The organism is Labrys miyagiensis (assembly GCF_030160835.1).
GTDB classification, from domain to species: Bacteria; Pseudomonadota; Alphaproteobacteria; order Rhizobiales; family Labraceae; genus Labrys; species Labrys miyagiensis.
Genome location: NZ_BSPC01000057.1, coordinates 81,929 through 88,139, shown reverse-complemented (window position 1 = coordinate 88,139; position 6,211 = coordinate 81,929). Strand labels below are relative to the sequence as shown.

Sequence of the window (6,211 nt, the reverse complement as noted above, 5' to 3'; positions counted from 1 at the left end):
GTCCGGGGTGAGCTTGGCCTGTGCCTGCTGGGCTTGCGCTTGCAATTCCGGGTCTTTAGCGTAGCCCATGGCCATGATGCGCCACAAATCATCATAAGCCACCTGCGCATCTGGCATCTTGCTTAGCTGCTGGAATAGCCGCGCTGCATCACCGTAGCGGCTGCTGAAAAAGGCACTAAAAGGGTTCTCTCTCGGATAAGCAGCAGAGGTCTGGGTAATTGGCAGCAAGGCTCCCACCGCAACCAAGGCGAAAGCGCCGGCAAAGACTCCTGCAGCGCGCGCGTAAGGTGGCCGGACATGATCGCGCGACCAAAACGACATCAGCGCCAGAGCGAGCACGGCGCCCACAATCGCGCCGCCAATGTGGGCGGAATAATCAATTCTCAGGCCCTCGCCAGAATCTGAAAACAACGGCAGCACCGAGGGGATGAGAATCGAAAGCGCACGCACCTGCATCTGGTTGCGCTCGGCGCTGGAGCGAAAATGAAAGCTCAGCACAATGGCCACGGAAAAGAGGCCGACAATGCCGCCTGACGCGCCAACCCCGACAATATTGGCTGGGGTCATATACAGCGAAGCAACTTCGCCGCCGACCGCGCACACGGCAAAAAGCGCCAGGAACCATAGGCGCCCCACCAGTCCCTCCAACAAGACCCCCGCGCGCCAGAGCGCGAAACTATTGCCAAGGAGATGAGCGATACTGGCATGCATCAAGGTCGCAGTGACCAACCGCCACCATTGGCCCTGCCAAATCAACGATTGAAACATGCCACCAAGCACGACCAAGGTTTGCACCGAGGGCGACCCGCCCTGGTTGGGGGTGACGGCAAAGGTTAGCTCGGCACAATAGATCGCAACCAGCAGCGCGATCAGCCCATAGGTGACATAGGGCCGGGTGATGGGGGGCGGCAGACTGCGGCCAGCTTCCTCTGGCACTGCGTTGGCAGCAGCTGGCTGCGCCGCCATACAGGTACGGCAGAGCTGAGCGATATCCATGCCCGCGGTATCGATCTGGCTGATAGGAATTATAAGCGCCAGTTTGCCACCCCGTTGCAGGGAGTACCACGGCCGCGGCACGCTCTGGGCACGGGCGGGATCGACGGCGAGCGTCAGCGTGGTGGTCCTCCGATAGGACGCTTCAGTAAGTTTCGTAATCGCGTTCCAGGGAACGAACTCAGCGACGGAGGGCGTTCGCACGCCCTGCGATGAAAGCACCACTGCAGGCGCCTGCGTCACCAATCGCCGCAATGTCATCGCGGCCAACAAAGCTCCGACAATCAAGCTAATCCAGCCCGCAAGGACAATGTGGGGCGGGGCCAGTCGATCATTGAGGCCATACAGCCCAAGGCCTGCAATCAGGACGAAGATGGCGAAAAATTTGAGCAGTTTTGGGGTCGAGTAATAGAATTTTTGAATCTGATTGTCGGCGAACATGACGCCCCCATTTTTGGGCTTTGACGGATTTGAATGGAGGCAGTCTGAAAGATAGCCCCAGTGCTACTCCCGCAGAAATCGCAGGTGCAAAAGGCCGATAGCGCTGAGTTTCGCGCAGAAGACACCCTGCTTGCCATTTCGCGCTGACCCAGCAACCTCGCATCCTGCATGTCGGCGCCTGCTCACCGCTATCCCTGATGGGTTTTGAGATACCTGGCCTGCTGATATGCGGCGGCTTCGGGTGCACGACGATTGAGGCAGGCCAGAAAGGCCTTTGCTGTGGCCGGATCCATCGATACCCGTCTACTCGAGCCCAGACAGTTTTCTCCAGCTGTAACAAGCTGAGAGGTCAGCCGAATGCATTTGTCCATCTCGGGTGAACCGTCCTGGATTCCGTCCCTTAGGCAGGACTGGCGGGCGGCGAGCGAGTCGATTGGTGGAATGTGCATATCCCGATCCACAATGTGGGCCGGCGGCGGCGAGCATCCCGACAGCAGGGATGCAACGACAACTGCTCCGATCCAGACTTTCATGCATTTCTCCGTCTTCGTTCTCTTATCGGGTTTCAGATAGTGGATGGCTCGTTGGACCAAGCGTTCGCCTTACCTCTCCTTGAAGGCTTCGCTTGTGACCTCGACAATCGGCGAGAACACATATTCGAGGATCCTGCGGCTATCGGTCTTGATCTCCACCGTCGCCGCCATGCCGGGGGTGAGCGGCACGTCGTGACCATCAGCGCTCATGATGGTCTTGTCCGGCACGAGGGTTACCGGGAACACCAGGTTCTGCGTGCGCTCGGCACCGGCGAAGGCGGCATTGGAGATCTGCGCCGCCGGGTTGCCTTCGAGCTCTTTGGCGTCGGGTTCGGGGATGGCGTCTGTGGCCACGTTGATGACCTTGGCGGTGATGGTGCCGTAGCGGGTAAAGGGGAAGGACTGGATCTTCACCACCGCCTCCTGCCCCGCCTTGACGAAGCCGATATCGGTGTTGAGTACATAGACCCGCAGCTCAAGCATTGAATCATCGGGCACGATGCGCATGACCTCCTGCCCGACGGTGACGACCTGGCCGATATTGGTGATTACCGATTCCTGCACCGTGCCGGAGATCGGGCTGAGGATGGTCTTGCGCTCGCGCTCGGCCGTCGCCTTGGCGAGCTTCTGGGTGAGATCGTCGATCTGGCGCTCCGCCTCGCCCAGCTTCTCGGCATTGTCGCTGATGAAACCCTGCAGCGTCTTGTCGACCTCGCGCTCCAGCACGGCAGCGCCCGCCTCCGCATCGGCCAGTTCGCCCTGCTGGATCGCCTCCTGAGTGATCTGGTATTTGAGAGTTTCGGTCGCGTCGATCACACTCGATTTGGTGTCAGCTTGCTTGGCTGCCGCCGTAGAGCGCATGGTCACACGATCCTGCAGGGTCGAGATCAGCGACTTCTGCGTTTCGATGGTCGACGCGAACTTATCGCGCGCCAACAGTTTTTGCTCACGCTGCGCCTTGAGGGAGGCGAGTGCCGAGGCTAGCTGGCCGATGTCGCTATTCAAGATGTTCTGCTCGCGCCGACGCAGAACATCGGGGATGTCGTCGCTCCAGGCGATCACGGGCACGGGCGAGAGCGTCTGGTCCCGCGCCGCGGCGATGGCGGTGCGCCGGCGGATGGCCTCGGCTTTGAAGGAAGCAAGGTCCCGGCTGAGGCCGGCCTCGTCGGCCAGTTCCTCATTGTCGTCGAGCGCGAGCAACACATCGCCTTCTTTGACGTGGGCGCCATCAGCGGGCGGCAATGTCCTGACCTTGCCGGTCTCGAGCGGCTGCACGATCTTGACCTTGCCGGTCGGCTCGAACTTGCCCTGGGCCGAGGCGATGATGTCGATGCGCCCGACATAGGCCCAGATCAGCGCCGCGGCGACGAACAGGCAGATGATGACGATCAGCGCCATACGCACGGGCGATGGCGGCGTCTCCAGGATCTCCAGCGCCGGGGCGAGGAACTCCTGGTCCGAGCGCCGCGGCTTCAGGCGGCGCGGCGGTGGGATGGGGGTGCCGGAGGGTGGTGGGGACTGGGCGTTCATGCGGCGCTCGCCTGGTCGTTCTGCAGGGCCCAGAGCCGGGCATAGACACCCTCGGGACGGGCCAGCAGCTCGGCATGGCTGCCAGCCTCGACAATACGCCCCTCCGCCATGCCGATGATGCGGTGGCAGGGCCGGACCGCCGCCAGGCGATGGGCGATGATAATCACCGTGCGCCCCTGCACGATCTCACGCATATTGGTCTGGATCACCCGTTCGCTCTCATAGTCGAGCGCCGAGGTCGCCTCGTCGAAGATCAGGATCGGCGGGTTGGTAGCAAGCGCCCGGGCGATGGCGATGCGCTGGCGCTGGCCGCCGGAGAGATTGGCACCGCGCTCCTCGATGATGGTGTCATAGCCGGCCGGCAGCTTGGAGATGAACTCGTCGGCCCCTGCAAGCTTTGCGATGGCGATGACAGTGGCCCGCGGCAGGGCCGGGTTGGCGAAGGCGATGTTGTCGTGGATGGTGCGGTTGAACAGTAGGTTCTCCTGCAGGACCACGCCGATCTGGCTGCGCAGCCAGGCCGGATCCACCTGGGAGAGATCGGCGCCATCGAGCAGCACCTGGCCTTCCTCGGGCAGATAGAGGCGCTGGATCAGCTTGGTGAGGGTCGACTTGCCCGAGCCGGAGGCGCCGACAATGCCGATGACCTCACCGGGCTGGATGGCCAGCGATACCTGCTTGAGCACCTCCGGCGCGCCGGGCCGGTAGCGGAAGCTGACCTGCCTCAGTTCGATCAGTCCCCGTGGGGGCGGCAGCACCAGGCTGGTCTGCGGAGCACGCTCCATCGGCGTGTTGAGGATATCGCCGAGCCGGTCCATGGAGATCTGCACCTGCTGAAAATCCTGCCAGAGCTGGGAGAGGCGCAGCACCGGCGCCGTGACCTGGCCGGCGATCATGTTGAAGGCAACCAGAGCTCCGACGGACAGCTCATTGTCGATCACCGCCTTGGCGCCGAACAGCAGGAGCATGGCGGTGGAGAGCTTGGAGACATATTGGATGGCGTTCTGGCCGCCGGCAGAGAGCATGGTGGCATCGAATGCGGTGCGCACATAGGAGGCCAGCCGCTCGGCCCATTGGGCCTGCATCACCGGTTCGACCGCCCCGGCCTTCACCGTGTGGATGCCGACAATGGCTTCGACCAGGAATTGCTGGGAGACGGCGCCGCGGTTGAACTTCTCCTTGATCATCTCGCGCAGAGAGGGCCGCACGAGCACGGCGATCAGGATGTAGAGGGGGATCGAGCCGACCACGATGAGGGTGAGCTTCCAGGAATAGGCCCAGAGCACGGCGATGAAGACGAGGGTGAAGACGAGGTCGATCGCCGAGAACAGCCCCTGCCCCGTGAGGAAGGAGCGGATGGTCTCCAGTTCCCGCACCCGCGCCACGGTCTGGCCGGCCGAGCGCGTCTCGAAGTAGCCCAGTGGCAGGCGCAGCAGATGGTGGAACAGCTTCTGTCCCAATTCGACATCGATGCGGTTGGTGGTGTGGGAGAGCGCGTAGCTGCGCAAGTACTGCAGCACCACGTCGAAGATGCCGATACCGGCAATGCCGGCGACCAGCACGAACAGGGTGGAATAGCCCTTGTGGGTGAGCACCTTGTCGACCACGACCTGGAAGAACAGCGGCGTGACCAGCGCGAAGATCTGCACGAACAGCGAGGCCAGCAGCACATGGGCGAGCGGCTTGCGATAGCGCCAGATCGAGGGCAGGAACCAGCCAAGGCCAAAGCTGCGCGGATCCGAGCCTGCCCCGCGCAGGCGCCGGCCGATCAGCACGACCTGGCCGCCGATCTCGACGAGCAGGGCGTCGAGACCGAGCTCCCGGTCGACGCGGGTGAGGGGATCGACCAGGCGGAACTTCCCATTTGGGTTCTTGCCGCCGAAGACATGGAATGAGCCGTCGGCCACCCGCACGATGGCCGGCACGGGAAGCGTCTCGATGCGCTTGGCATTGACGCGGGTCACCACGCGTGCCTTGAGGCCGATCATCGCAGCGGCACGCACGAGGTCTCGCTCGGTGGCGAAACGCCCGGTGAGGGCGAGTTCCTTGGCTAGGTGCTTGGGATCGGCGGCGATGCGGTAGAAGGCGGCGATGCCGCACAAAGCCCTGAGGCCGGAATCGAGCGGCTCGGCCGGGGCAGTGGCGGGGTCGGAGGTGTCCATGGCGGCTCGAAGTTAGGGGTAGACGGTGACGGCGTTTGTGAAGAGGGAGATCATCTGGTCCAGCCGCCGTGGGTCATGGTGTCGATACCGTTGGCGGCAAGGCCATAGCCGTCGAAGACACTGCCCTGCGGCAGCACAGTTGCAGTGCCGGCCTGGGTCCAGGGCGCCAGCGTATTGATCCAGCTGTCGAAGAGGTGAAGGGAAGCATCGCTCGCCGGAGATTGGGCGGACGAAGACACCTGCATCGAACCGGCTGATGTCGGTGACCAGAACGCGTTGTGATCACTGAGGACTGGTGCGTAGACGAAGGGCGCCGCAGGACCCAGTCCATGCGTCTGGGGGGCGGCCTCCACACCTCCCCGAAAGCTCAGGCCAGAGCTTACGATCCATTCGTTGTCAGAAATGGAAGCTGCGGAAGTATGCGATGCGGGCAGAAATCCGACCTGCTCGGTCATGAAGACACCAGGAAAGACAAAAAAGAAATTGCACCTGCTGTCCAACAGCAGTTGCGGAGGTGCCGGGCAGGTGAACTGCCCGGCCAATGTTTGAGCC

At 62.7% G+C, this 6,211-nt stretch carries 5 protein-coding genes; all 5 read right to left on the bottom strand.

All coding sequences use genetic code 11. The annotated features are described in order from the left end of the window. The coding region (locus tag QQL24_RS25190; protein ID WP_284315049.1) for a rhomboid family protein at window positions 1-1,434 on the bottom strand (1,434 nt) is incomplete at its 3' end. Window positions 1,435-1,622: 188 nt separating this feature from the next. After that, window positions 1,623-1,967: a hypothetical protein gene (locus QQL24_RS25185; RefSeq protein WP_284315048.1), complete on the bottom strand. Its 345-nt coding sequence runs from the start codon at window positions 1,965-1,967 to the stop codon at window positions 1,623-1,625. 69 nt (window positions 1,968-2,036) lie between these two features. Beyond that, window positions 2,037-3,497: an HlyD family type I secretion periplasmic adaptor subunit gene (locus tag QQL24_RS25180; RefSeq protein WP_284315047.1), complete on the bottom strand. Its 1,461-nt coding sequence runs from the start codon at window positions 3,495-3,497 to the stop codon at window positions 2,037-2,039. After that, the gene (locus QQL24_RS25175; RefSeq protein WP_284315046.1) at window positions 3,494-5,659 is read right to left on the bottom strand and encodes a type I secretion system permease/ATPase; all 2,166 of its coding nucleotides are present in this window, start codon (window positions 5,657-5,659) and stop codon (window positions 3,494-3,496) included. The genes QQL24_RS25180 and QQL24_RS25175 overlap by 4 nt, the downstream gene beginning before the upstream one ends. Before the next feature lie 50 nt (window positions 5,660-5,709). Further along, a complete protein-coding gene (locus tag QQL24_RS25170) occupies window positions 5,710-6,114 on the bottom strand; it encodes a hypothetical protein (RefSeq protein WP_284315045.1) in 405 nt (134 codons plus the stop codon). Between the last annotated feature and the right edge of the window lie 97 nt (window positions 6,115-6,211).

Coding starts and splice junctions, on each gene's coding strand:
- QQL24_RS25185 (WP_284315048.1), bottom strand. CDS start 1,967: ATGAAAGTCTGGATCGGAGCAGTTGTCGTTGCATCCCTGCTGTCGGGA.
- QQL24_RS25180 (WP_284315047.1), bottom strand. CDS start 3,497: ATGAACGCCCAGTCCCCACCACCCTCCGGCACCCCCATCCCACCGCCG.
- QQL24_RS25175 (WP_284315046.1), bottom strand. CDS start 5,659: ATGGACACCTCCGACCCCGCCACTGCCCCGGCCGAGCCGCTCGATTCC.
- QQL24_RS25170 (WP_284315045.1), bottom strand. CDS start 6,114: ATGACCGAGCAGGTCGGATTTCTGCCCGCATCGCATACTTCCGCAGCT.